The sequence below is a fragment of the Sporacetigenium sp. TC11 genome (assembly GCF_058146105.1).
The window spans coordinates 21,721-45,002 of the sequence record NZ_JBYVNY010000011.1 but is presented as its reverse complement, the minus strand read 5'-3'; the positions used below and the strand labels follow the sequence as shown (position 1 = coordinate 45,002).

At 29.0% G+C, this 23,282-nt stretch carries 22 protein-coding genes; 18 read left to right on the top strand and 4 right to left on the bottom strand.

The features are described from left to right. Nucleotides 1–33: 33 nt before the first annotated feature. The 4 genes from ACUSRV_RS14000 (at nucleotide 34) to ACUSRV_RS13985 (ending at nucleotide 4,509) form a co-directional block, all read left to right on the top strand. On the top strand, nucleotides 34–345 hold the full coding sequence (locus tag ACUSRV_RS14000; protein ID WP_490142585.1) for a hypothetical protein: 312 nt from the start codon (nucleotides 34–36) through the stop codon (nucleotides 343–345). An 89-nt stretch (nucleotides 346–434) separates the two neighbouring features. Next, nucleotides 435–1,970, top strand: coding sequence for a murein biosynthesis integral membrane protein MurJ (murJ, locus tag ACUSRV_RS13995; RefSeq protein WP_490142584.1), 1,536 nt, complete (start codon nucleotides 435–437; stop codon nucleotides 1,968–1,970). Between the two features lie 136 nt (nucleotides 1,971–2,106). Next, nucleotides 2,107–2,562 (top strand): M15 family metallopeptidase, encoded by a 456-nt coding sequence (locus tag ACUSRV_RS13990; RefSeq protein ID WP_490142583.1) that lies wholly within the window; start codon nucleotides 2,107–2,109, stop codon nucleotides 2,560–2,562. A 153-nt stretch (nucleotides 2,563–2,715) separates the two neighbouring features. After that, nucleotides 2,716–4,509 (top strand): DNA helicase, encoded by a 1,794-nt coding sequence (locus ACUSRV_RS13985; protein WP_490142582.1) that lies wholly within the window; start codon nucleotides 2,716–2,718, stop codon nucleotides 4,507–4,509. Nucleotides 4,510–4,535: 26 nt separating this feature from the next. On the opposite strand, the gene ACUSRV_RS13980 is transcribed toward ACUSRV_RS13985, so the two are convergent. Further along, a complete protein-coding gene (locus ACUSRV_RS13980) occupies nucleotides 4,536–5,360 on the bottom strand; it encodes an undecaprenyl-diphosphate phosphatase (RefSeq protein ID WP_490142581.1) in 825 nt (274 codons plus the stop codon). A 147-nt stretch (nucleotides 5,361–5,507) separates the two neighbouring features. Here ACUSRV_RS13980 and ACUSRV_RS13975 point away from each other — a divergent pair, with 147 nt between their 5' ends. The 5 genes from ACUSRV_RS13975 (at nucleotide 5,508) to ACUSRV_RS13955 (ending at nucleotide 11,151) form a co-directional block, all read left to right on the top strand. Beyond that, the gene (locus ACUSRV_RS13975; RefSeq protein WP_490142580.1) at nucleotides 5,508–6,416 is read left to right on the top strand and encodes a tyrosine-type recombinase/integrase; all 909 of its coding nucleotides are present in this window, start codon (nucleotides 5,508–5,510) and stop codon (nucleotides 6,414–6,416) included. Nucleotides 6,417–6,494: 78 nt separating this feature from the next. Beyond that, nucleotides 6,495–7,937: an adenylosuccinate lyase gene (purB, locus tag ACUSRV_RS13970; RefSeq protein ID WP_490142579.1), complete on the top strand. Its 1,443-nt coding sequence runs from the start codon at nucleotides 6,495–6,497 to the stop codon at nucleotides 7,935–7,937. A gap of 246 nt (nucleotides 7,938–8,183) precedes the next feature. Beyond that, nucleotides 8,184–9,695: a glutamate/gamma-aminobutyrate family transporter YjeM gene (gene yjeM, locus ACUSRV_RS13965; protein ID WP_490142578.1), complete on the top strand. Its 1,512-nt coding sequence runs from the start codon at nucleotides 8,184–8,186 to the stop codon at nucleotides 9,693–9,695. A gap of 232 nt (nucleotides 9,696–9,927) precedes the next feature. After that, nucleotides 9,928–10,089, top strand: a complete 162-nt coding sequence (gene rd, locus ACUSRV_RS13960; RefSeq protein ID WP_490142577.1) for a rubredoxin — start codon at nucleotides 9,928–9,930, stop codon at nucleotides 10,087–10,089. Between the two features lie 183 nt (nucleotides 10,090–10,272). Beyond that, nucleotides 10,273–11,151: a DUF1002 domain-containing protein gene (locus ACUSRV_RS13955; RefSeq protein WP_490142576.1), complete on the top strand. Its 879-nt coding sequence runs from the start codon at nucleotides 10,273–10,275 to the stop codon at nucleotides 11,149–11,151. Between the two features lie 18 nt (nucleotides 11,152–11,169). Here the strand turns inward: ACUSRV_RS13955 and ACUSRV_RS13950 are convergent, their stop codons facing one another. Further along, a complete protein-coding gene (locus ACUSRV_RS13950; RefSeq protein WP_490142575.1) occupies nucleotides 11,170–12,030 on the bottom strand; it encodes a DMT family transporter in 861 nt (286 codons plus the stop codon). Nucleotides 12,031–12,223: 193 nt separating this feature from the next. On the opposite strand from ACUSRV_RS13950, the gene ACUSRV_RS13945 reads away from it, so the two are divergent. After that, on the top strand, nucleotides 12,224–12,679 hold the full coding sequence (locus ACUSRV_RS13945; protein WP_490142574.1) for a MarR family winged helix-turn-helix transcriptional regulator: 456 nt from the start codon (nucleotides 12,224–12,226) through the stop codon (nucleotides 12,677–12,679). Nucleotides 12,680–12,750: 71 nt separating this feature from the next. Here ACUSRV_RS13945 and ACUSRV_RS13940 read toward each other — a convergent pair whose 3' ends face one another. Next, entirely contained in the window at nucleotides 12,751–13,953 is a 1,203-nt protein-coding gene (locus tag ACUSRV_RS13940) for a pyridoxal phosphate-dependent aminotransferase (protein ID WP_490142573.1), read from the bottom strand. 328 nt (nucleotides 13,954–14,281) lie between these two features. On the opposite strand from ACUSRV_RS13940, the gene ACUSRV_RS13935 reads away from it, so the two are divergent. Beyond that, the gene (locus ACUSRV_RS13935; protein WP_490142572.1) at nucleotides 14,282–15,121 is read left to right on the top strand and encodes a tetrahydrofolate dehydrogenase/cyclohydrolase catalytic domain-containing protein; all 840 of its coding nucleotides are present in this window, start codon (nucleotides 14,282–14,284) and stop codon (nucleotides 15,119–15,121) included. A gap of 46 nt (nucleotides 15,122–15,167) precedes the next feature. Here the strand turns inward: ACUSRV_RS13935 and ACUSRV_RS13930 are convergent, their stop codons facing one another. After that, nucleotides 15,168–16,367, bottom strand: coding sequence for a pyridoxal phosphate-dependent aminotransferase (locus tag ACUSRV_RS13930; RefSeq protein WP_490142571.1), 1,200 nt, complete (start codon nucleotides 16,365–16,367; stop codon nucleotides 15,168–15,170). A 222-nt stretch (nucleotides 16,368–16,589) separates the two neighbouring features. Here ACUSRV_RS13930 and ACUSRV_RS13925 point away from each other — a divergent pair, with 222 nt between their 5' ends. The 7 genes from ACUSRV_RS13925 to ACUSRV_RS13895 all read left to right on the top strand — a co-directional run bounded on the left by ACUSRV_RS13925 (nucleotide 16,590) and on the right by ACUSRV_RS13895 (nucleotide 23,279). Next, nucleotides 16,590–17,432 (top strand): sulfurtransferase, encoded by an 843-nt coding sequence (locus ACUSRV_RS13925; protein ID WP_490142570.1) that lies wholly within the window; start codon nucleotides 16,590–16,592, stop codon nucleotides 17,430–17,432. Between the two features lie 236 nt (nucleotides 17,433–17,668). Next, complete coding sequence (locus ACUSRV_RS13920; RefSeq protein ID WP_490142569.1) at nucleotides 17,669–18,754, top strand: putative NPN-dependent ornithine cyclodeaminase; 1,086 nt, start codon at nucleotides 17,669–17,671, stop codon at nucleotides 18,752–18,754. Nucleotides 18,755–18,904: 150 nt separating this feature from the next. Further along, nucleotides 18,905–19,672: a DODA-type extradiol aromatic ring-opening family dioxygenase gene (locus ACUSRV_RS13915; protein ID WP_490142568.1), complete on the top strand. Its 768-nt coding sequence runs from the start codon at nucleotides 18,905–18,907 to the stop codon at nucleotides 19,670–19,672. 117 nt (nucleotides 19,673–19,789) lie between these two features. Then, entirely contained in the window at nucleotides 19,790–20,932 is a 1,143-nt protein-coding gene (locus ACUSRV_RS13910; RefSeq protein ID WP_490142567.1) for an aldo/keto reductase, read from the top strand. Nucleotides 20,933–20,984: 52 nt separating this feature from the next. Next, complete coding sequence (locus ACUSRV_RS13905; protein ID WP_490142566.1) at nucleotides 20,985–21,812, top strand: AAC(3) family N-acetyltransferase; 828 nt, start codon at nucleotides 20,985–20,987, stop codon at nucleotides 21,810–21,812. Nucleotides 21,813–21,814: 2 nt separating this feature from the next. After that, complete coding sequence (locus ACUSRV_RS13900; protein ID WP_490142565.1) at nucleotides 21,815–22,651, top strand: AIM24 family protein; 837 nt, start codon at nucleotides 21,815–21,817, stop codon at nucleotides 22,649–22,651. 154 nt (nucleotides 22,652–22,805) lie between these two features. Beyond that, nucleotides 22,806–23,279, top strand: coding sequence for an aminoacyl-tRNA deacylase (locus tag ACUSRV_RS13895; protein WP_490142564.1), 474 nt, complete (start codon nucleotides 22,806–22,808; stop codon nucleotides 23,277–23,279). Nucleotides 23,280–23,282: the final 3 nt, after the last annotated feature.

Genomic DNA, 23,282 nt, shown 5'->3' with positions numbered 1-23,282 from the left:
AGTAACTTTATAAGAAAAAGAAAGGAGATAACTATGTTAAAACAATTAGCTCAAAATCAATATGTTAAAATAACAAGACCTGAAAGAACAGAATATGGAGTAGTTACAAATATAAATAAAAGTGAAGATAACGAAGAATATGTTTATGATATAATGTCTATAGGTTTTGAAAATAATAATGGGGAGTTCTTAACTTATCCTCCAAATACAGAGTTTATGAACCACTCATATGGAATACAAGATGCTCAATTTGATGAAGTAAAAAGACATCAAGTAAGAAGAGAAATGAGTAACTGGATGGATAAATATTTTAAAATGTTTGCTAGTCATAACCGCATACAATAAATAAAAAGAAGCTAATTTTTAGCTTCTTTTTATTATTCTTGTTTTATTATATAATAAATATATTATGAAATTTAGAGATGAGGTGCACTATGCCCAGTTTTAAAAAATCTGCTTTTATTTTTATGGTAATAACTTTAATCTCTAAAGTATTAGGATTTGTACGAGAGATAATTTTAGCTTCAAATTTTGGAGCAAGTCATGTAACTGATGCTTACCTAACTGCCCTTAATATTCCTGTTGTAATATTTGCTGGAGTCAGCGCATCACTTGCGACAACATATATTCCTATGTTTTATAGTGTTAAAGAAAAAGAAGGCAAAAGTGGAGTTTATAAATTTACAGATAATGTATATAGCATTGTTGTTTTATGTAGTTTAATTTTAATAGCAATAGGGTTTACATTTACACCTTATATAGTTAAATTATTTGCTGTAGGATTTAATGGAGATATTTTAGATTTAACTGTAGATTTTTCTAAAATACTTATGCCAGCGATGCTATTTTTAGCAATAAACTCAATACAGTCAGCTTATTTACAAGCTAATAATAAATTTTACATATCTGCAGCATCTACCATACCTTTTAATATTATATGTATAATTGCAATAATAATAGGGGCTAATAGTAATGCTTATACAATGGTATATATAACCTTATTTGCATATATTGCACAAATGATTTTTCAATTTGTATTTGTAAAAAATGATGGATATAAATATAAATTACACATAAATTTAGGGGATAAAAATATACATAAACTTTTATATTTAGTAATTCCAGTATTTATCGGATCTTATGTAGATCAAATAAATACAATGATTAATAGGTCATTGGCATCTACCATTGAGGTAGGTGCAATAACTGCTCTAAACTATGCATCAAAGTTAAATGTATTTGCTACAGGGATAATAGTTATGTCGTTGTCTACTGTGCTATATCCTATATTATCTAGATTGTCTAGTGAAAATAATATGGAGATGTTTAAAAGGTATGTTATAAAATCTGTAAATCTAGTTGTAGTATTTATGATACCTATAACATTTATGACAATGGTTTTGGCAACTCCAATAGTAAAGGTTTTGTTTGAAAAGGGTTCATTTAACTCTCATGATACTTATCTTACATCTATAGCATTATTTTATTATTCTATAGGTATGGTAGCTTATGGAGTAAGAGATGTATTATCGAGAACTTTTTATTCATTACAAGATACTAAGACACCAGTAAAAAACGCCGCTATATCAGTTTTATTTAATATTGTACTTTCATTGATGTTAGTTAAGGTTATGGGTATAGGGGGGTTAGCCTTATCTACATCTATAGCAGGTATAATAGCAGCTTTATTACTGGGATTATCACTTAGAAAAAAAATAGGTAAGCTTGGAATGAAAAATACAATAAAGAACTTTATAAAAGTACAGATAGCTTCTTTTATAATGGGAATTTTTATGAATTTGTTTTTAAGTAAAGGATATTTGCTGGGATTGAATTTAATAGTCTTATGTATAGCTTCAGTCATAATAGGCACATTAATATACATTTTAATGGCATTTATATTAAATATAAACGAGATAAAAGATATGATTAAGTCTATAAAAGAAAAAATAATATCAAAGTTTAATTAAATAATTATAAGAAACCTTTGCTATGTATAGCAAAGGTTTCTTATTGTGTAAACTTTTCTTTTAAAATACATAATATATAGTAAGTATGCTAATTAGCATATTTATTAAAATGTTATTAATATAATGGGGGATAGAAATGACATCTGAGTTAAATACACTTCATCCGTATGTAAAACATTTAGCTAAATTATTTTTACAAGAATGTATTAATGAAAATATAGAAGTAAAAATTATATCTACTTATAGAACTATAGATGAACAAGAGGAATTATATAGTCTAGGAAGGTCAATTCCAGGGGCTATAACAACAAATATAAAAGGAGGGTATTCTCATCATAATTATGGATTAGCCTTTGATGCCCTCCCGGTAATAGATGGAAATACTACTAAAGATAGAGAAGATATATTGAATAAAATGGGTATTATAGCCAAATCATTAGGGCTTACCTGGGGGGGAGAATTTAAAAATGGTTTCTACGAGCCAGAACACTTCGAATGGTCTGGAGAGTTTAGTATACCAAAGGCAAAGAAAAAGAAGAGGTATTTAACCTCTTCTTTTTTATTTAAGAAAATTATAATTTCATTACCATAAACTTGAGTAATAGACCTACTTCTGAAGGTTGTTGGCGACACAGTGAAACGATTTTTTTTGTTTTTTATGAATATTAAGTTATCAAATATGTCAAAATATAGAAAAACCCCGATAAAAATGATATAATTATATAAAATAAGGGGGAATGTAAAATTGAGCCTATACAGACAAATAGATTCTGAACTAGATGCTCTTAAGATAAAAGAAAGTGAAAAAGGGTTTTATAACATATTTAAATTGGATGGGAAAATAATTCCAAAGGTTACTCCATTTAAAGGGGTAAATACAGATCTTCTGTATATAAAAGATGGACGTGTACTTTTTATTAAATTTATGGATACTACTGAAGAAATATACTCAATAATGGATGAAGAGTTATTAGAAGTTATGAACGAAGAGCATCAACTTCTAAAATCGAAAATGGAAAAAGCTTCAAACAATATAAATTACAACTATGTTTTCGTAATGCCATACGTAACAGTAGAAGATAAATGTGGATTTGACAACTTTGTGGATTATAATATAATAGATAAATCTAAATTAGATGAATTAAAAGAGAATGAAGAAAAATTAAATTGCTATTTAAAAGAGAAAAATGATGATGTAACTTTGAACTTGTTTATGTTACAAGCATGTCCAGAGTACTATACTATAAAAAATAGAGAAGATATATACTTTAATAAAGATTTTAAAAAAATATCTTTTTCTGGAGATTTTTATAACTATACAAGTGTGTTTTTAAACGAAGAACAAATAAAAGATATAGACTCTATAAAATACAGTAATACCTTAGTTATAGGGCCTTCTGGGTCTTCGAAAACTACTATTATGTTATCAAGAGCCATAAAGCTAGCTCGTATATATCCGCATCACAAATTTATAGTATTTACACATAGCAAACAGTTATCGAATGAGCTAGGAGAAATGTTAAGTATATTGTTACCAAACAATAAAAATCTAGAGGTTCATACTTTTAAATCGTTCTTGTTCAAACTGGCAAAACAATATGATTTAGTAGTTGATTATTCTAAGTTAAAAGAAAACTATGAAAAGGCTGTTAAAAATATTTTACTGCAAGCTAAAAATAGCATAAAAAATAAAAATATGTTTAAAGGTATATTCGTAGACGAAGCAGAAAGTTTTACTTATGAGGAAATAGATTTTATAAGAGAATTCTTATACAAATCTAAATTCGTATTTAATATATTCTCATGTAAATCTAAAAATATATCTAATTTTGTAAATATATACAAAAATCCATGGGATAATATTGAATTTAATGAGACTATTTATTTGCAAAATAACTATAAGCAAACAAAAGAGATAGTTAAGTTTACAAATAATTTTGGTAAAAATGCTTGTGAGTATATAAAATCATTAAAATCAGATTTTGCAGATGATTATTTTATACCATCTATTCCTCTTAGAAGTATAAATAAGAATGTAGATGTATTGAAAGTATCTAATTTAGAAGAACAAATAAGCTCTATAGTGTGGGAAATAGAATACTTTATAAATAAAAAGGGGCTAAAATATTCAGATATAGCTATAGTTTATCCATATAATAAAAAGAAGCTTAAAAATGGAAAAACTATATACTTTCAGTATATGCTTAGAAAAAACTTAGAAGAAAGTAAAATACCTTATGTATGTGCAGATGAGGACATTACAAATTTATCTTATAAAAGTGGAGTTACAATATCTAACATATACACTATAAACAATCTTGAATACAAAGCCGTTATACTTTGTGAACTTGAGATGTTATATAACCATATGATTGTCGACACTAAACAAGATTATCAAATAAATGACTTTGTAGGAGATTTAAATAAGGTGTATTTAGGAATAAATGCAGCTACAGATTATTTGACTATAGTTACTACATTTAATGAAGACTCAAGTGATATAATAAAACTACTTATGGATTCTAGAGAGCAAAAATAAAAGAAGCACTATACAGTGCTTCTTTTTTAGAATAATCCACCAGTCATGTAGAAATAACCAAGTACTATTACTCCAAGTATTATTCTATAATAACCAAATACTTTGAAGTCATGTTTTTGTATATAACTCACAAGGAATTTTATAGCAAGTATTGATACTATAAATGCCATTAAAGACCCAAAACCTAAAATTGACCATTCATAAGAGCTAAATGAAGCACCATCTTTAACTAGTTTTAGTGCGCTAGCACCAAGCATTGTAGGTATAGCTAGGAAAAATGAAAATTCAGCAGCAATAAATCTTGACGCTCCTAGATATACTCCACCAATTATAGTGGCAGCTGATCTAGATGTACCTGGAATCATTGCTAAACACTGAAATAAACCTATACCTATTGCACTCATATAACTTAGTTGAGAAAAATCTTTTATTCTAGGTTTTTTCTTTCTTCTCTCTAAAAGTATCATTACTATACCGTATAATATAAGCATTATAGATACTGTTACAGGGTTGAAGAACTTAGCTTCAATTACATCGTCAAATAAAAACCCTAATACAGCAGATGGAATAACTGCAATTACAACCTTAACCCAAAGGTCTATAGTATCTCTTTTTTGTTTGTTAGTTTTTTTAGGGTCGAAAGGATTTAATTTTTTAAAGTAAATAACAACTACTGCAAGTATTGCACCAAGTTGTATAACTACGTTGAATGTATTAATAAACGTCTGAGAAAAATTAAACTTAATCCATTCACCTACTAATATAAGATGGCCTGTGCTACTTACTGGTAACCATTCAGTAATTCCTTCTACAGTACCAAGTATAAGCGCTTTTAAAAATTCTATCAACATTGTTACCTCCAATCTTAGCAATATATAACAAATTAAAGTATACCAATATTAATATATATAATCAATAATAAACTTAAATACCATTAAAGGTAATAATATTTGTAAAAAATGGAAATGATTTAAATAAATAGAAGCGGGGGGATAATTATGGGAACTATAAAAGTATTAAATGACTATGAATACGAAGTTTTTAAAATTTTTTCTAGAAAATTAAGCCCAAATACTAAAAATGATTACTTAGGCAAGGTAATGTTGTTTAAGGAGTTTTTAGATGGAAAAGAACTTATAGATGTAACTAGTGAAGATTGTCGGAAGTTTATAGAAGCTATTAAAAAAACTTATGCAAAATCTACTTGTGAAAAAATATATAGTTATTTGCATAGTTTTTATAATTTTCTAAAAAAAGAAGAATATATAGATATAAATCCATTTAGAAATGTAGAAAAGCCAGAGGTAACTAGAATAAAAACTAAAGACGACGTTTTAAGTGTTCAAGAAATAAACAAACTAATAGAAACATTGCCAAGTCTGAATATAAGAGATAGGCTTATTATTGTATTTTTAATAACTACAGGGTGTTTATTAAATGAATTGGTAAAACTAAAATGGGAAGATTTAATGTTAGATGAAAATGACAATGCTTATTGTAAATTAGGAAAAGGAAGGAAAGAGAGAATAGTAAAAATACATCCTTACTGTTGGGATTTAATTTTAAAGTATAGAAATTATTCTGGACTTCCTGAAGAAATAAAGCCAACTGATGAATTTGTTTTCACAACACAAAAAAGTGACTCTATAACAGATAGAAATGTGAGAATTATAGTTAGAAAGGCTTTAGATTTAGCAGGTCTTTGTAATTATTCAGCTAAAGATTTTAGACATTCTTTTGCCGCAATTAGCCTAAGGTTAGGTGCAGAAGAAGAAGACCTTAAAAAACAATTGGGCTGGAGTGATAAGCATTATGCTATAAGATATAAGTACGTATTGAACTTTGTAGATAGTGAAGCTGTAGATTATATATTAAAAGAAGATAATATGAACATAAATAAAAAGTAGCTTGTTATAGTTCGTAATATTGTGTATAATAAATCTATAAACAATAAGAAAGTATTTAAACAGGAAGGAGCTTGACATATGGAACAATCGAAATACACTACATACAGCAATCCATTAATAGACAGATACTGCAGCAAGGATATGAGTTATATCTTTTCTCCCCAATTTAAATTTTCTTCTTGGAGAAGATTATGGGTAGCTCTTGCTGAATCCGAAAAAGAACTTGGACTTAATATAACTGAGGAACAAATAGAACAATTAAAGGCGAACATTGAAAATATAAATTTTGATGAAGCTAGAAAAATAGAAAAAGAAGTTAGACATGATGTTATGTCTCATGTAATGGCATACGGCATACAAGCGCCAAGTGCTAAGGGTATAATTCATTTAGGTGCTACTAGTGCCTATGTTGGAGATAATACAGACGTAATACAAATGAATGAAGGATTAAAGCTTTTAAGAATTAAATTAGCAAATTTAATAAGTAACTTAAAAGACTTTGCACTAAAAAATAAAGATATTCCAACTTTAGGATTTACACATTTTCAAGCAGCACAATTAACTACAGTTGGGAAAAGAGCATGTCTTTGGATACAAGATTTATTATTAGATTTAGAAGATTTAAATTACAGAATAGAAAATATTAAGCTAAGAGGGGTTAAAGGTACAACTGGTACTCAAGCTAGCTTCTTAAGCTTATTTGAAGGAGACCATGAAAAGGTAAGGGAATTAGATAAACTTGTATGTAAGAAAATGGGATTTGATAAAAGCTTTGCTGTAACAGGACAAACATACACTAGAAAGCTTGACTATCAAATTTTAGCAGTTTTATCTTCTATAGCTCAAAGTATGCATAAAATAACTAATGATATAAGATTATTACAAAGCTTAAAAGAATTAGAAGAACCTTTTGAAAAAAATCAAATAGGATCATCAGCAATGGCTTATAAGAGAAATCCTATGAGAAGTGAGAGAATTTCATCTCTTTCAAAATTTGTTATTTCAGAAAGTCTAAACCCAGCATTAGTTCACGCTACACAGTGGTTAGAGAGAACTTTAGATGATTCAGCTAATAAAAGGCTAGCAGTTCCACAGGTTTTTATGGCTGTAGATGCAATACTTGAAATAGGTATAAACGTAACTGATGGACTAGTAGTTTATAAGAATATGATAAATAAACATATAAATGAAGAACTTCCTTTTATGGCTACAGAAACAATATTAATGGAAGCAGTAAAAAGAGGCGGAGATAGACAAGAACTACATGAAAAAATAAGAGTTTATTCCATGGAAGCTGCAAAACGAGTTAAAGAAGAAGGTGAAAATAATAATTTAATAGAAATGATAAAAAATGACGAGTCATTTAAAATGAGCAAAGAAGAAATAGAGTCTATAATGGATCCTATAAATTTTGTAGGTAGAGCACCAGAGCAAGTAGAAGAATTTATAGTAGAACATGTCGACCCATCGATAGAGTCATTTAAAAGTGAAATAGGTATGAAAATAGATTTAAATGTATAAAGAAAAAATTAATATATAAAGTAATATCTAAAGTATAATACCCAAAAAGGAGCTATTTTGTAGCTCTTTTTTTATTTGAAAGAATATTTATAAAGTTATAAAAATAATACAAAATTCGACAAATTGAAGGGTTAATAAATTAAAATTCATGTCGAAAAATTGTATTGCAAAACAGAAAGAAAGGAATTATAATAAATAACAGAGTTGAGAGATAAAAATTTAACAAAAATTCAAGGAGGAAAAACGATGTCTGCAAATACAAGCAATAATAAGAAATTATCGATGACGGCATTAATATTAATGATATTTACATCTGTATTTGGTTTTAATAATATGCCAAGATCGTTTTATTTAACAGGATATGCTGCAATTCCATGGTATATAATATCTGGACTAGCATTCTTTATACCTTACGCATTTATGATGTCAGAATACGGTGCAGCATTTAAAACTGAAAAGGGTGGTATATACTCTTGGATGGAAAAATCAGTTGGACCTAAATACGCATTTATAGGAACATTCATGTGGTATGCATCTTATATAATATGGATGGTTAACGTAGGTTCAGCAATGATGATACCTTTATCAAACGCAATATTTGGAACAGATACAACTGCAACTTGGTCATTATTTGGATTAAGCTCAACTCAAACTTTAGGAATAATAGGTGTTGCTTGGATAACTCTTGTAACATTTACAGCTACTAAAGGTTTAGAAAAAATATCAAAAATAACATCTCTAGGTGGTACTGCAGTTGCAGCACTTAATATAGTGTTAATAGTAGGTGGGGTAATTGTATTAATAGCAAATGGTGGAGAGTTAGCTCAACCAATAACTTCTGCACAAGCATTTACACAAGCTCCTAACCCAGCTTATCAAACACCAATAAGTATGTTATCATTCTTAGTTTTCGCTATATTCGCTTATGGCGGTATAGAAGTTGTTGGTGGATTAGTTGACCAAACTGAAAATGCTGAAAAAACATTCCCTAAAGGGGTTACAATAGCTGCTATAGTAATATCTGTAGGATATGCTGTAGGTATATTTATGGTTGGTATATTTACTAACTGGACTGATATATTATCTTCAGAAAATGTACACATGGGTAACGTTGGATATGTAGTTATGCAAAACTTAGGATATCAATTAGGACAAGGTTTTGGATTAAGTGAAGCTGTTTCATTAACAATGGGAGCATGGGTAGCTAGATTTGTTGGTTTATCAATGTTCTTAGCATTAAGTGGTGCATTCTTCACATTAGCTTATGCTCCGCTTAAGCAATTAATAGAAGGTACTCCAAAAGAATTATGGCCAGGTAAAATGGGCGAATTAAAAGATGGTATGCCTATAAACGCTATGTGGATTCAATGTATAGTTGTTATAGTTATGATGGTACTAGTAGCATTTGGAGGAGACGCAGCAGCTGCATTCTTCACTAAGTTAGTATTAATGACTAACGTTGCTATGACATTACCATACATGTTCTTATCAGGAGCATTCCCTAAATTCAAAAAGAATCAATCTATAGAAAAACCATTTGAAGTTTATAAAACTTATAACAGTGCATTAATAGCTTCAGTAATAGTTACATTGACTGTAGGGTTTGCTAACTTCTTTACAATAATAGAACCAGCTACAAGAGGTGATATATCATCTACTATATGGATGATAGCTGGACCATTATTCTTCTCAATAGTTGCTGTAGTAATGTACAACAATTATGAAAAGAAAACAAAAAGTGCGAAAAAAGCGGCTTAATATAATAAGCTAAAGGGTTGTTGATTATTCAACAACCCTTTTTTATATTTAAAAATACATTTATAAATTTAATAAAAATGTATCATACTAAGTAAGTGTCACTTAGTATACTATTAAATAGGAATAAAGTACCAAAAAAATTTATAATTTCTGTTTACTATGTAGAAAAAGTGGTATAAACTAAATAACGATACAAAATATAATTAGTAATATAATTAAGGAGGTAATTATTATGGAAAAATATGTATGTGTAGTATGTGGTTATGTTTATGATCCAGAGCTAGGAGATCCAGACAATGGAGTAGCTGAAGGAACATCTTGGGAAAATGTACCAGAAGAATGGTTATGCCCATTATGTGGAGTAGGAAAAGATCAATTTGAAGTAGAAGCATAGACAATACATAAAAAGGCTGTTCTAAATAGAGCGGCCTTTTTTGTGTATTTTTTGTTTTTATTATATAATATAAATCTAATGAACATTAATAACAAATTACATTACAAAACTGTAATTGAATAAGTTAGTGATATCATATATAATCTATGTATGTTATTTTATAAAATGTAAGGAGAGATAATTATGAAATTTACAAAAAAATTTATAAGTACATTATGTGTAGCTTCTATATTAACATTTTCATCATTAACTGCTTTTGCAGATACGTACAACGTAGTTACGCTTGGAGCTAATTTAAGTGAAGATCAAAAAAATCAGATGTTAAATTACTTTGGAGTTAAAGATGGGGATGCTCAAGTACTAACAATAAGCAATAGCGAAGAAAGACAATATCTACAAGGTGTAGCACCTGAAGAACAAATAGGAACAAAATCTATATCAAGTTCTTATGTTCAACCGCTTTCTAAAGGAAGTGGCCTTGATGTAGAGACTAGTAATTTAACATGGGTTACTGAGAGTATGATAGCAAATGCCTTAGCTACAGCAGGGGTTGAAGATGCAAAGGTGGTAGCCTCAGCTCCATTTAAGGTATCTGGAACAGCAGCTCTTACAGGTATAGTTAAAGGATTTGAAAAGTCTACTGGAGAAAAAATAGACAAAGAAGCACTACAAACAGCAAATGAAGAGTTGGTTGTTACAGGTGAGTTAGGTCAAAATATAGGTAAAGACGAAGCAGCAGCAGTAATAAATCAAATAAAAGAAGAAGTTGTAAAACAAGGTGCTAAATCAGAAGATGAAATAAAACAAATAATAATAAATATATCTAATGAATACAATATAAATTTAACTCCAGATCAAATAGCTCAAATTATGGGGTTAATGAAGAATATATCTAATTTAAATTTAGACTTAGGTCAACTACAAGGTCAATTACAAAATATAAGCTCTAAAATAGAAGAAACATTAGGAAATGTAGACGTTGAACAAGCTCAAGGATTTTTTAACAGTCTAATTGATTTTATACAAAATATAATGAATTCTATATTTGATTCATTTAAATAGGGAAGAAGCCTAGGTTGCCTAGGCTTCTTTTGTTTTTTTGTTTTTATATAAATAAACTAATATTGGAGAACATATTATAAAAATACCTCCCATAATACTATAAAAATCTGGTACTTCAGAATAAAATATAAATCCTAAAATTCCTGAAAATACTATTGTAGAATAGTCGTAAATAGCTAAGTCAGATGCTTTTGAGTATTTGTATGCTAAAGTCAGAAATAATTGATAAAGTGCTGCAAATACACCTGTTCCAATAAGCCCTAGTAGTTGATGGAAATTAGGATTTACAAAATCGAATAACATAAAAGGAATTACAAAAATAACAGATATAAATGAAAAATAAAATACTATAGTTGAATAATCTTCTTTTTTATTCAAAACCCTAACTAAAACCCCTGCTGATCCTGCACATAATGCAGATGCAAATCCTGCAAGAGCAGGTATCATAGAAACATCGAATTGAGGTTTAATAATTAATAGTGAGCCTATAAATACCAAAATAAGACCTGGTATTTGAACAAAAGATATTTTTTCTTTTAAAAATAAATATGCAAATAAAGTTACAAAAAATGGTGAAAGCTTATTTAACATAGATGCATCAGCCAAAAGCATGTGGTCTATAGCATAAAAATATAAAATTACACCACTTACTCCTAATAGAGCTCTTGACATTAAAAGAAGTTGATTTTCTTTTTTTCCTAATAAGCTTGCCTTATTTTTAAGTACTATAAATAAAACTATTAATAAGCTAAATAGATTTCTGAAAAATACCTTTTCAAATACAGGGATATTATCGGTAAATCTAACCATAAGACCCATAGTTGAAAAAGCAAGTGCAGATAAAATCATAAAAAATATACCTCTGTTGCTATTTTTCATGTCAATAACCACCTTTAATTTTTATTATAATATTTATATCATAATATGTAAAAATATATAATAAGTTAATTGCATTATTTAACTATATCATTGGGAATAATATTTTTGTGGTGAAAACTCCCCCTTGAAAATTATAAAGTTATACGTAAATATAATATAAGAAAATTTATAATCAAAATTCAGAGGTGATATAATGAAAAATCTAGTACATGAGACAATAACGTTTGTATCTAAAACGCTGCCAGAGATATATTCTTCCTTATATTTAGACTATTTAAAATTATATAGTCCTAATTATAATGTTAATAAAACACAATTAAGAGCACTAATATTTATAAAGAACAATGGGCCAAAGAGTATGACTGAGTTATGTCTTAAACTAAATATAGAAAAAGGCAGCCTAACAAGTATGATAGATGATTTAAGTGATAAGGGATATGTAGTACGTGAAAGAGACTTAAACGACAGAAGAAAATACCTAATAAACTTAACAGAAAAAGGAAATGAAGTAGCTACAGAATGTATAGATAAACTTACAAATGGATTAGATGAGAAACTAAGTAAATTATCAGAAGAAGATAGAGGAGAGTATTTGAACTCTATAATTAAAATGCAAGAAATTATGGGAAAAAATAAAGATATATTTTAATTAAAAAAAGCAGCCAATTTGGCTGCCTTTTTTATTATAATATTCAATTATAAACTTAAGCATCTAGAATTTTATTTACCTTCAACCTCAGCTAAATATTTTTCAAGGCCAGCTTTTAATATTTCCATAGATCTAGCTAAATCTTGTTTATTTAATATGTAAGCAAGTCTTACTTCATCTTTTCCTAGACCTTTAGTAGCATAGAATCCTTCAGCTGGAGACATCATAACAGTTTCCCCATCTAAATTAAATTCTTTTAACATCCATATAACAAAATCTTCTGCGTTTGTGATTGGTAATTTAGCAACTACATAGAATGCACCAGTTGGCTTTTCACATATTACACCTGGTATTTCCATTAAACCTTTATATAATACGTCTCTTCTTCCTCTGTATTCTTCATTAACTTCTTTGAAATAGCTTACTGGAGTTTTATATAATTCTACAGCACCTACTTGCTCTAAAGTAGGAACGCATAATCTACCTTGACATAATTTTAATATTTGTTTCATAAGGTCTTTGTTTTTAGAAGCTATAGAACCTATTCTAGCTCCACAAGCACTATAACGTTTAGAAACAGAGTCTATTATTAAAACTCTATCTTCGATTTCTTTAACATTGCCAAAGCTTGTATAATCTAATCCATCGTATACAAATTCCCTATATACTTCATCAGCTATTATCCATAAGTTATTTTCTTTAGCTATATCAGCTATCATTTGGATTTCTTCATTAGTATAAACAACACCTGTTGGGTTTCCTGGGTTAGATAAAAGTATAGCTCTTGTTTTTTCATCTATTCTAGATACTATTTCCTCTTTAGAAGGTAAATGGAATCCATTTTCAGCTTTAGTAGTTATAGGTTTTATACCAACGTTTACAGCATCACCAAATCCGTTGTAGTTTGTATAGAATGGCTCTGGTGATAACATGTTTTCTCCTGGATCGCAAGTAGCTATCATTGCAAATAATAGTGCTTCACTACCACCATTCATTATTAATATATCATCTCTATCATATTCCATATTATAAGTTCTGTAGTATTCTATCATAGCATCTATAAGCTCTGGAATACCTTGAGATAATGCATACTCTAAAACTTCTTCTTTATAGTTTTTAACAGCATTAAAGAATCCTTCTGGAGTTTTTATATCCGGTTGACCTATATTTAAATGATAAACTTTAGTACCTCTAGCCTTAGCCTCAGTTGCAAATGGAACAAGCTTTCTTACAGGAGAAGCTTGCATATCAGTTATTCTACTTGAAAACTTCATTGTATGTAACCCCCTAGCAATTATATGTATTCTTGAAAATATTTATAATATTTCACATATTCATAATAACATAACCAAATATAAAAATCATCTACAAAAAACAGACGCAGATTAACAAATTCTTACAAAAAAGCTTAAAAGGTGTTGTAAAATGATAAGTATAATAAAGTTTAATTATTAATTTATTTTGATGTTATTCCATTAACATCAAATACTAAGGAATATATAAAAAAATATAATAATAAAATATATGAAGTAAATATATATGTTGTGTGATTACAAAAAACTTTAATGAAAAGGTATTTACTATAAAATTGGGGGGATATACGTGATTTTTAACTGTAAAGAATTATCAAGTAAAATGAGAAATGATTTAAAAGAAAGATTTATTCCAAATGATAAGAAGTTCCTTATACTACACTTAAATGAGTCGCTTGCTAGTCAAAAGTATGTAGGTAACAATATAAAAGTATGCAACGAAATAGGAATTCAAACACATATTTATAGCGATATGAGTAAAGATCCTAAGGATGTTTTAGAAGAAATAGAAAGTATGATAGAAAATAAAGAAATATCATCGATGATAATACAAGAACCTATAGAACAAAAATATAGACAAGTAGCAGATTATTTAATAAATACATATTCACAACTTGATATTGATTGTATATCTACAAAAAAACAAACAGAATTATATGTTGAAAATAATATAGATATAGAAAATATACCTTTAACAGCTTTAGGAGTATTAACAATAATAGAAAATGAAAATATAGATGTAAAAGGTAAGGTTGTAACTGTTGTAGGAATAGGTAGATTAAGTGGAAAACCCATTGCACATTGCCTAGAGCAAAAAGGGGCTACGGTTTTAAGAGCTCATGCTGATACTAAAAGAGATACATTAAAACAAATGTGTCTTATGAGTGATATAGTAGTTGGTTGTTGTGGAGTACCTCATTTAGTAACTGAAGATATGACTAAAGATAGTCAATTACTTATAAATGTAGGTATGGGGGAAAGAGACGGTCAAGTATATCCTGATTTTGATATAGAAAATATAAATGAAAACCATGATGTAAAAGTCACATCTTTATTTAGTTCTACTGGTATGATGACCATAACATCCATGTTAAATAAATTTATAAATACAAATTGGGAAAGAAAATAATTATAACTTAAAGGATAAATAATAAGGCAGCCTATAGGCTGCCTTATTATTTATCAATTTCAGCTAAATATTTTTCAAGACCAGTTTTTAGTATTTCTGCACATCTAGATAAATCTTTTGTATTTAATACATACGCAAGTCTGATTTCATTTCTCCCTAATCCTTCAGTAATATAGAATCCTTCAGCTGGAGATACCATTAAAGTCTCGCCATCTAAATTAAATTCTTGTAACATCCATTTAGCAAAGTTTTCAGCATTTTTAACTGGCAATTTTGCAACTATATAAAATGCACCAGTAGGCTTTTCGCATATAATGTTTGGAATTTTCATTAAACCATCATATAAGACATCTCTTCTTTTCATATATTCAGCATTAACTTCTTCAAAATATGAATTAGGAGTTTTGTATAACTCTACACATCCTATTTGTTCTAATGTAGGAACACATAGTCTAGCAACACATAATTTTGATATTTGTTTCATAAATCCTTTGTTTTTAGAAGCAAGAGAACCTATTCTAGCACCACAAGCACTATAACGCTTAGATACTGAATCTACTATTACAACTTTATCTTCAACTTCTTTTATGTTACCAAAACTTGTATAATCTAATCCGCCGTATACAAATTCTCTATAAACTTCATCAGCTATTATAAATAAGTTATGTTCTTTAGCTATATCAGCTATCATATGAACTTCTTCTTTTGTATAAACAACACCAGTTGGATTTCCTGGGTTAGATAAAAGTATAGCACGAGTTTTATTATTTATTTGTTTAACTATTTCTTCTTTAGATGGTAAATGGAATCCATCCTCAGCCTTAGTAGTTACTGGCTTGAAATTAACGTCTAATGCTTGGGCAAAATTTGAGTAGTTAGTATAAAATGGTTCAGGTATTAATATATTGTCTCCACCATCACATATAGTTAACATAGCAAATAGTAATGCTTCACTACCTCCATTTGTTACAGCAACTTCGTCTTGTTCAAAATGCATATCAAAAGTTTTGTAATAATCTATTATAGCAGTTACAAGTTCTGGGATTCCACTAGTTGGGGCATATTCTAAAACTTCTTGTTTAAAGTTTTTAATTGCATCAAAAAATCCATCTGGAGTTTTAATATCTGGTTGTCCAATGTTTAGGTGGTAAACTTTCATACCTTTTTTCTTTGCTTCATTTACGTATGGTACTAAATTAAATATAGGAGATTCCTGTACTGATAAAACCCTATTTGAAAAATTCATTTTAAATTCCTCCTTGTTGTCATAGTTGTAAAACATTTTCCTTATAATAATAATATACTAAAATTTAGTAAATGAAAATATTAATTGACAAAAAATGTCATTTTTTGTTGAAAAAATATTTTATAAGGTAAATAATATATTATAGAGTTATTATATTCACATTAATGAAATAATAAAGTAAAGAATAAATTTTTCATAAAATTGTTAATGGAGGTTATAAAAATGAAGAATTTAGTAAATGTTAATTGGTTAAAAGAAAATACAAGCAATGAAGATATTACAATTGTAGATTGTAGATTTGACTTAATGAAACATTCATACGGAAAGGAAAGTTATGATAAAGGACACATAGCAGGTGCATTTTTTATGGATATGGAAAATGACCTAGCATCAAAAGTTAAAGAACATGGAGGAAGACATCCTTTTCCAAATTTAGATGATTTTAAAGGAAAATTAGAAAGTATAGGTATAGGAAATGATACAACTGTAGTGGCCTACGACGATGGAGAATTAGCTGGTGCAGCTAGACTTTGGATGTTATTAAGATATATGGGACACAATAATGTCTACATATTAAATGGAGGAATTAAGGCGTGGAATGAAGCTGGATATGAATTATCATCTGATAAACCAGTTTCGAAAGAAAGAAAAATTTTTGATATAAATATAAATGATGGTATGTTAGTAGGTATGGAAGAAGTAAAACAAAAACTTAATAAGGAAAATGTAGCTATTGTAGATGCAAGGGAAGAAAAAAGATATAAAGGGGAAATTGAGCCAATAGATAAAAAGCCAGGTCATATACCAGGAGCACTAAATTATTTTTGGATGGAAGCATTAAATACAGATGAAAATAAGTTGAAAACTCTAGAAGAATTAGAAAAACACTTTGAAAAACTAAATAACTATGATGAGGTAATATTGTACTGTGGATCAGGGTTAACTACTACAGTTAATAGCCTTGCGCTTGATGAATTAGGAATCAAACACAAGGTATATGCAGGAAGCTATAGTGATTGGGTAAGTTATGATGATAATGAGGTAGAAACAAACTTGCATCAGTAAAGTATAGTGAAAAAATCCCATGTTTTCACTATACAGGAATAGAATATATTTAAATAAAAATGCAAAAAATAATTTATGTTAACAGTGGCTTCTGTGAAAACAGAAGCTTTATTATTTATATAAAAAAATTTTTTTGTTTGAAAAATGTCAAATTATGTTATAATATATATAATGTTAAAAAATAAACGGAATAGATAAGTTAAAATCAAAAATATATTACATAGGGGTGATGACAAATGGGCTTTAAGTTAAGAGAATACGTTGGACCAAATTTTAATGAAGAAAGATTTCTATCAGCTCCAAATGTTACAACCATTGAAGTTATAAAGGCAGGAGTTGCTCCAGATAACTACCATGCTAATTCTATATATCCTGAATATTTCAAGATAAATGGCAAGTGGGTTTTAGCAGAAGAAAGTAGAATGGATTGCGTTGCAGTTGTTAACAGTGATGAGAAAGTTGATGTAAAAGAATTTAGGAATTTAAAAGTTGGAGATAAGGTTATTGTAGGTAGAACAGAAAATGGTAGTGAAGGAATATATGTATATCCTCATGGATTTACAAAAGCTTTACAAGATAAAGATTTATTTGCATTTAGATCAGGTAGATCAAGAGAAACTTCATATACTAAAGATTATGAAAATATATATGAATTATTAAAACATGAGAAAGAAAATGGATATGTAGTATGGGTATTAGGCCCAGCTGCCATATTTGCTAAGGGTTCTAGAGATGCAATGGCTGACTTAATAAAAAATGGATATGTTGATGCACTATTTGGTGGAAATGCAGTAGCTACACATGACTTAGAAGGGGCGGTATTTAACACAGCTCTTGGACAAGATATATATACTCAAGAATCTAGAAAAGATGGACATTATCATCACCTAGATTTATTAAATAAAGCAAGAAGAGCAGGTTCAATAGAAAAATTAATAGAAGATGAAAACATAGATAGTGGTATTGTTCATGCTTGTGTAACAAACAATGTACCTATAGTATTAGGAGGTTCTATAAGAGACGATGGACCACTACCTATAGTAATATCAGATGTATATGAAACTCAAGAAGAGATGAGAAAGCATGTAAGTAAGGCTACAACAGTAATATGTATGGCTACTCAATTACATTCTATTGCTACAGGTAATATGACACCTTCATATAGAGTTGTAGATGGAAAAGTAAGACCTGTTTACTTCTATTCTGTTGACGTTTCGGAGTTTGCGGTAAATAAGTTAAGAGATAGAGGAAGTCTTGAGGTAACTACTATAGTTACAAATGTACAAGACTTTATAGTGAAATTAAGGGACAACTTAGTATAATGAATTGGCACTTACAATTTTGTAAGTGCTTTTTTGTTTTCTATTATAGTGTGATTAATTGTGCTAATTTAAGGTATAAATCTAATATTAAATATAAATACTAGCTATGTCAATTTATAAAATAAATTTTTAATAAAAAGGAGGATAAAAATGGTTCCATCATTATTTATTAGCCACGGTACACCTTATTTAGCAGTTGAAACAAATGAATATACAAGATTTCTTAATAATCTAGGTAAAAGTATTACTCCGAAAGCAATCGTTATTTTTAGTGCTCATTGGGAAAGTGAAGTTCTTTCCATAACTTATACTGATGAGGTGTTAGATACTGTTTACGATTATTATGGTTTTCCAAAAGAGATGTATGAGGTTAAATATCCAGCAAAAGGCTCAACAAAGATTGCTTCTATTCTTGAAGAGAGATTTAAAAATCATGGAATAAAAACAAGAAGAGAGGAAAAAAGAGGATTAGACCACGGTTCATGGGTAGCATTAAAACATATGTATCCTAATGCTAATATTCCTGTTGTACAATTATCAGTTAATCCTTTCTTATCAATCAAAGAACAATTTAATATCGGAAAGGCACTGATGGGACTTGGAAATGAAGATATTTTAGTAATTGGTAGTGGAACTACGGTGCATAATTTACGTGAGATTTTTCCAGAATTAAAAACTCCAAAACTAGAAGCTCTAGAATTTGATAATTGGCTAATTGAAAAGATAGAGGATAGGGATTTGGATTCATTAAACAGATATGTTGAACTTGCGCCTCATGCTCTTTTTTCAGTTCCAAGACCTGAGCATTTCGTTCCTCTCTTCAATGCTATGGGAAGTGGCGAAGAAAATAAAACTCCTAAAGTTATGAATAGAACTTATGAAATGGGGACATTTAGTAATTTATGTATTGAGTTTTAATTTTTACTAGGCACTTACAAATGTAAGTGCCTTTTTGTCTTGGATAAGATATACATTAACCTGTTCTTAGGGGTATAATAATTATAATGAAGTATTTTTATTTTGGAGGATAATCATATGAAATATGTTAAATACGGTAATACAAATAAAGATGTTTCTGTAGTTGGATTTGGTGGTCTTAGATTTGATTTAGATACAAGTAATGATGAAAATGCAAAGCTAGTTAAATATGCATATGATAAAGGAATTAACTATTTTGATACAGCTCCAGGATATTGCAATGGTAGAAGTGAAGATATATTTGGAGTAGCTTTTAGAGAAATGATAAAAGAAGGAAAAAGTGACTTTTATGTTTCAACAAAAGGAAGGCCAACAGTATTTGACACTGCGCAAAAAGCTATAAGTGGGGTAAAAGAATCTTTAGAAAGATTAGGAGTTCCTAAAATACACTTTTACCACGTATGGTGTATTAGAAAAATGGACCACTATGAATTAGCTATGAAAAAAGGTGGACAATATGAGGGACTATTAAAGTGTAAGGAAGAAGGATTAATTGATCATATTGTATTTTCATCTCATCAATCAGGAGATGAAGTAATCAACGTACTTAATGAAAGTAAATTTGAAGGTGTCACTATGGGAATAAATTTATTGAATTTCCCATATAGATGGAACGGAGTTAAATATGCATATGAAAATGGATATGGAGTAGTGGCTATGAATCCACTTAGTGGAGGGTCTATTCCAGCCCATGAAAAAGAGCTATCTTTTTTATCGGAAAGTGGAGAAACTGCTACAGAAGTAGCATTGAGATTTAATATATCAGCTAAACCTATAACTGTTTCATTAATTGGATTTAATAACTATAAAGAAATTGATGAAGCTTGCAAAATTGCTGATGAGAGCAAACCATTTACAGAAGATGATATTGAAAACTTGAAAAATAAACTAGATAAAAATATGAATGAAATTTGTACTGGCTGCGGGTATTGTAAAGTATGTCCAGCAGGTATAAATATACCTGGATATATGTTATTTTACAATGAAAAACAGATGTTTAAAAAAAGCGATGAAGAAATGATAAATGAGGTTTATGGACTTGAGTATTGGAACTATACAATGAATGCTAAAAAGTTTTCAAAGGACTGTATAAAGTGTGGCAAATGTCAACGTGAATGCACTCAACATCTTCCTATTGTCGATAGATTAAAAGAAATTTCTGTGTGGGAAGAAAAAGGAACTAACAATGTAACTGTGTAATTTTATATAGGAAGTTATAAGAAGAACATATAAAAGGAAGGTTATTGTACACATGAGTGAGATAAGAATAATAGAACTAACTAGATATCCTAATACAGTTAATTCTATTTATAATGATCTAAAAAAATTAGGCATATGTGAAGGGGATGTTGTGTTAGTTCATTCATCTCTATCTAGTATTGGCTGGGTTTGTGGAGGGACTCAAGCTGTAATAATGGCCCTTTTGAAATCAATTGGGAGTGAAGGAACTTTAGTAATGCCTACCCAAAGTGCATCAATATCTGATCCTGAAGAATGGGAAAATCCTCCTGTGCCTCATGACTGGATTTACGATATTTATGAAAATATGCCGGCATTTGATCCAATGGTGACTCCCACTGAGGGTATGGGAAAAATACCGGAACTTTTTAGAACAATTCCAAACACTATAAGATCAAATCATCCTCAAGTGTCATTTTCTGCAAATGGTAAACTTGCAAAGCAAATTACTGAAAATCATGAACTAACACCTGGATTTGGAATGAATTCACCTTTAGGCAAAATGTATGAATTAAATGCAAAGGTGCTTTTACTTGGGGTAGGATATAGTTCTTGCACAAGCTTTCATCTTGCTGAATCTTTAAATGCTCAAATGGCTAAAAAAAGAATGGGAACATCAATAATGGATGATGGTGTAAGAGTTTGGAAGTGGTTTGAGGATTTTAATTATGACTGTGATGACTTTGATATAATAGGTAGAGAATTTGAAAAAGAATACGATATAAGTATTGGAATGGTAGGAAATGCAAAGTGTAAATTGTTTGATATGAGGTCAGGAGTAGATTTTGCAAAAGATTGGCTAGCTGAAAATAGGTTTAAAAATAAAAAAATAGAGGTGTAAAAATGAAGTCAAATATAAATTTTAATAAAGACTTAATAACTACAATAGATAAGGTTGAGAATGAAAGAATATCTATTGAAATACTACAGTACGATGATTTAACTGGTGGAAATTCTGCTTCAGATTCGATGATGCTTTATTTTATGAAAAAATCTAATGTTAAATTAAGACAAGTAAAAATGACTATGAAAAATACTGCTGTAAGACTAGAAGCAGGAGCTTTATACATGTTAAAAGGCGATATAGAAATGGACAACAAAATGGGAGGATTAATAGGTCTTGGTAAGAAATTTCTAAAAAGTAGTGTAACAGGAGAAACTACATTTAGGCCTACATATAAAGGAAGCGGAGAGCTATACTTAGAACCGAGTTATGGGCATTATATAATAATAGAGCTAGAAAATGAAGAAGTAATAGTAGATGATGGTGTGTTTTATGCATGTGAAGACACTGTAGATGTAGGCGTATTTATGCAAAAAAACTTATCTTCAGCTGTACTTGGAAATGAAGGATTATTTCAAGTGAAATTATCGGGAACTGGATTTGTAGTTCTTGAAGTTCCTGTTCCAAAGGAAGAAATACTAGAAGTTGAACTTAATAATGAAACATTAAAGGTAGATGGAAACTTTGCTATACTTAGAACTGAAGGTGTAATATTTACTGTAGAAACATCTTCAAAATCACTAATAGGGTCTGCTACTAGTGGAGAAGGATTATTAAACGTATTTAAAGGTAGAGGTAAGGTATGGTTAGTTCCTACTGAAATAGCTTATAGAAAACTTGGTTACGGAGTAGGTAGAATGAGTAATCCCGGTGGAAGCTCAAATACAAAAATATAAATAGCAAAAGCTTTAGATGATACCTGTCTAAAGCTTTTATTATTAGTTTACATAATAATGTTATTTAATAAATGTTATTCGGAAAATTGCAATATAAGTGATTTTACAAAATATATAATAGTGTAGTAAAATATATAAGATAGGAGGTATAAAAATGAATTTAAATACATATGAAGAAAACTTAATAAAATATATAGAAAATAACAACATACAAGCTACTCATTTAATTTTTAATGAATCTTGTCATTCAGCTGAAGAAGCTGCAAAAGCTGCAAATGTAGAAGTTGGGGATATAGTAAAAAGCATATGTTTTATAGATAAAAACAATGACTTAATAGTAGCTATATTAAGTGGTAATGATAAAATAAGTGTGCCAAATGTAAGACATGCACTAAATATTCCAAGGCCTAGAACTGCAACTGAGGAAGAAATACTGGAAAAAACAGGGTATGTATGTGGTGGAGTTCCTTCTCTTGGATATGAAGCTAAATTCTTAATAGATGAAAAGGTTATGGAAAAATATGAAATTCTTATGGGTGGAGGTTCTCCTAGATCATTAGTAAAAATACCTACAAAAGAACTTATAAGAATAAATAATGGAATAATAGCTAAAATAACTAAGGAATAAAAG

Bases quoted from the DNA above. Each gene is read 5' to 3' on its own strand.
- rd (WP_490142577.1), top strand. From the start codon at position 9,928: ATGGAAAAATATGTATGTGTAGTATGTGGTTATGTTTATGATCCAGAG.
- ACUSRV_RS13975 (WP_490142580.1), top strand. From the start codon at position 5,508: ATGGGAACTATAAAAGTATTAAATGACTATGAATACGAAGTTTTTAAA.
- ACUSRV_RS13945 (WP_490142574.1), top strand. From the start codon at position 12,224: ATGAAAAATCTAGTACATGAGACAATAACGTTTGTATCTAAAACGCTG.
- ACUSRV_RS13925 (WP_490142570.1), top strand. From the start codon at position 16,590: ATGAAGAATTTAGTAAATGTTAATTGGTTAAAAGAAAATACAAGCAAT.
- ACUSRV_RS13980 (WP_490142581.1), bottom strand. From the start codon at position 5,360: ATGTTGATAGAATTTTTAAAAGCGCTTATACTTGGTACTGTAGAAGGA.
- ACUSRV_RS13940 (WP_490142573.1), bottom strand. From the start codon at position 13,953: ATGAAGTTTTCAAGTAGAATAACTGATATGCAAGCTTCTCCTGTAAGA.
- ACUSRV_RS13955 (WP_490142576.1), top strand. From the start codon at position 10,273: ATGAAATTTACAAAAAAATTTATAAGTACATTATGTGTAGCTTCTATA.
- purB (WP_490142579.1), top strand. From the start codon at position 6,495: ATGGAACAATCGAAATACACTACATACAGCAATCCATTAATAGACAGA.
- ACUSRV_RS13950 (WP_490142575.1), bottom strand. From the start codon at position 12,030: ATGAAAAATAGCAACAGAGGTATATTTTTTATGATTTTATCTGCACTT.
- ACUSRV_RS13920 (WP_490142569.1), top strand. From the start codon at position 17,669: ATGGGCTTTAAGTTAAGAGAATACGTTGGACCAAATTTTAATGAAGAA.
- ACUSRV_RS13990 (WP_490142583.1), top strand. From the start codon at position 2,107: ATGACATCTGAGTTAAATACACTTCATCCGTATGTAAAACATTTAGCT.
- ACUSRV_RS13915 (WP_490142568.1), top strand. From the start codon at position 18,905: ATGGTTCCATCATTATTTATTAGCCACGGTACACCTTATTTAGCAGTT.
- ACUSRV_RS13900 (WP_490142565.1), top strand. From the start codon at position 21,815: ATGAAGTCAAATATAAATTTTAATAAAGACTTAATAACTACAATAGAT.
- ACUSRV_RS13910 (WP_490142567.1), top strand. From the start codon at position 19,790: ATGAAATATGTTAAATACGGTAATACAAATAAAGATGTTTCTGTAGTT.
- ACUSRV_RS13930 (WP_490142571.1), bottom strand. From the start codon at position 16,367: ATGAATTTTTCAAATAGGGTTTTATCAGTACAGGAATCTCCTATATTT.
- ACUSRV_RS13895 (WP_490142564.1), top strand. From the start codon at position 22,806: ATGAATTTAAATACATATGAAGAAAACTTAATAAAATATATAGAAAAT.
- yjeM (WP_490142578.1), top strand. From the start codon at position 8,184: ATGTCTGCAAATACAAGCAATAATAAGAAATTATCGATGACGGCATTA.
- ACUSRV_RS14000 (WP_490142585.1), top strand. From the start codon at position 34: ATGTTAAAACAATTAGCTCAAAATCAATATGTTAAAATAACAAGACCT.
- murJ (WP_490142584.1), top strand. From the start codon at position 435: ATGCCCAGTTTTAAAAAATCTGCTTTTATTTTTATGGTAATAACTTTA.
- ACUSRV_RS13905 (WP_490142566.1), top strand. From the start codon at position 20,985: ATGAGTGAGATAAGAATAATAGAACTAACTAGATATCCTAATACAGTT.